Genomic DNA, 2,510 nt, shown 5'->3' on the forward strand with positions numbered 1-2,510 from the left:
GGACGGATCTTCGTCGATGGCGTTGAGATACCTGCGGAGACGCCAAGGTGAGGATCGTGCCCTTCACGATGGATCGTGCCGAAGACGCATTGCGCCTGATGAACCTGCTTCGGCTCACGCCGATCAGCCTGCCCGAGTTCCTGGACCGCGAGGCACGATGGCCGGCGGGCGATCTGCGTCTGCGCTGGCTTGGTTACGACAATGACCGGGCCGTTGCCCTCGGGCAGATCGCCAACTCGCCCTATGCGCTATCTGATCATCTTGCCGTGCAGGTCACTGTCGATCCCGATCATCGCGGCCGGGGGAGAGGCAGCACCATGCTCGGCCTTGTGGAGAGCGAAGCCATCGGGCGCGGTTTTCGGGGGCTTGTCGCCACGATACCTGAGGCAGCATCCGGTCCGCAGGCCTGGGCCGAGGCACGCGGGTTTCAGCGCCACGCGCTGCGTTGCGACAGTCTGCTCGACCTTCGGACCTTCGACGGTCAGTCGGCAGTGCGCGCGGGGGTGACGCTCTCGGACATGACCGGAGCCAGTGAGGCGCAGTGGAAGGCGGTGGCGATGCTGTTGCAGACCCTCATCGCCGATGCGCCCGACATGCGAGACCTCCCGTCATGGACGTTGGCGCGCTGTTTTTCGGTACTGCGCGAGACTCCGGCCTCGCGACCGGAATGGGTCGTTGTTGCCGGGTTTAACGGCAGACCCGTCGGCCTCACCATCGGCCACGCTTTGGGCCAGGAGATCTATTCCTACTTCACTGGCGTGTTGCCCGACTGGCGCGGCAGGCATGTCGGCCTCGCGCTCAAGCTGCGCCTGATCGCTGCGGCGCAAATGTCGGGCATCACGACGATGCGGACAACGAACCTCGACGCCAATACTGCGGCGCTTCGGCTCAACGCCTCGATTGGCTTCCGTCGCGTTCCCGGCAGCCTGGAGGTCCGCAAGGCTTTGTCTGCGGTCGATTTCGCTACCTCGGCGAATCCCCGGTAACATAGCTGGCTGCGAACTCCGCGCTGGCCGGGATCGGCTTGATGATGTCGATCAGCACCCCCGTTGGGGTCGCTAGTGATGAAGTGGCGCTGGCCGAAGTCCTCATCGCGCAAGGACAGGAGCATAGGGATCCCGTCGGCAACAACCTGGCCATGCACGGTGTCAACATCGTCGACTTCGAAATTGAGAAGGATGTCAGTCGCGCGTCCGCGGGCGACGTAAGGTCGCTTGGTACTGCGCGCGATCTATCCGATTCCGACGTATTCGCACCCAATGGCAGACGGTCTTTCTTACAAGCGATCCTGGCCATGCGAGTGCCCAGAAGCTCTCTGCGATATGATCGCGGAAGTGATTGAGTACGGGGTTCGAGAGCTACAGCACATTCGAGATATCTCTTTAGCGCCATTGGACGATCTCCAAAGTTGGGCACGCTGACCGGCGAAGGATCGCAAGCTATTCCGCAGGTCCGCCCTTTACCTGTATTTCTACGCTACGGTTCTACGAACGCATTCCCTTGTTGCCGCGCCCACATTTCTGCCTCTTCTACTCATCCCCGATCCAGGGCCGCTCGTCCGCGGTCCCTTCACGAACGGGGACGACATGGCGGCTTCTCACCAGCGATCCGAGGCGAGCTTACGCGGCGCGCGCATGTTGCGCACCGCGCTCGGCCCCGCCATCGCCGGATTCCTGGAAGACCCCACAGTCGTCGAGGTGATGCTCAACCCCGACGGGCGGCTCTGGATCGACCGCCTGTCCGAGGGGCTGTCTGATACGGGAGAGTGCCTGTCCGCCGCCGACGGCGAGCGTATCGTGCGCCTGGTGGCGCATCACGTCGGCGCCGAGGTTCATGCCGGCGCACCACGCGTCTCAGCCGAGCTGCCCGAAACCGGAGAGCGGTTCGAGGGGCTGTTGCCCCCCGTCGTGGCGGCGCCGGCCTTCGCGATCCGCAAGCCCGCCGTCGCGGTCTTTACGCTGCAGGACTACGTCGCGTCCGCGATCATGTCGGCGGATCAGGCCGACGTCCTTCGTCGCGCCGTGGCCGATCGGCGCAACATCCTCGTGGCCGGCGGCACCTCGACCGGCAAGACCACGCTCACCAACGCCTTGCTCGCCGAGATCTCAAAGACCGCCGACCGCGTCGTCCTGATCGAGGACACGCGCGAGCTGCAATGCGCGGCCCCAAACCTGGTCGCGATGCGCACCAAGGATGGCGTCGCCACCCTCTCTGAGCTGGTCCGCTCGTCGCTGCGCCTGCGACCAGACCGTATCCCCATCGGTGAGGTGCGCGGGTCCGAGGCGCTCGACCTCTTGAAGGCCTGGGGCACCGGCCACCCTGGCGGCGTCGGCACAATCCACGCCGGCACCGCGCTAGGCGCGCTACGCCGCCTCGAGCAGCTCATCCAGGAAGCCGTCGTCACCGTCCCGCGCGCCCTGATCGCCGAGACGATCGATCTGGTCGCGGTGCTGAGCGGCCGCGGGTCCAATCGCCGCCTGGCCGAACTCGCCCGGATCGAGGGCCTCCGT

General features: G+C 65.3%; 3 protein-coding genes. All 3 read left to right on the forward strand.

Translation table 11 applies throughout. The annotated features are described in order from the left end of the window. The first annotated feature begins 47 nt into the window (after positions 1-47). Complete coding sequence (locus DM995_RS17790; protein WP_137900598.1) at positions 48-986, forward strand: GNAT family N-acetyltransferase; 939 nt, start codon at positions 48-50, stop codon at positions 984-986. Positions 987-1,027: 41 nt separating this feature from the next. Continuing rightward, a complete protein-coding gene (locus tag DM995_RS21390; RefSeq protein WP_154696363.1) occupies positions 1,028-1,342 on the forward strand; it encodes a hypothetical protein in 315 nt (104 codons plus the stop codon). 244 nt (positions 1,343-1,586) lie between these two features. Next, on the forward strand, positions 1,587-2,510 hold a 924-nt coding region (gene trbB / locus DM995_RS17800; RefSeq protein WP_116970575.1), incomplete at its 3' end, for a P-type conjugative transfer ATPase TrbB.

It is taken from the genome of Blastomonas sp. UPD001, from assembly GCF_003426715.1.
Classification (GTDB): Bacteria; Pseudomonadota; Alphaproteobacteria; order Sphingomonadales; family Sphingomonadaceae; genus Blastomonas.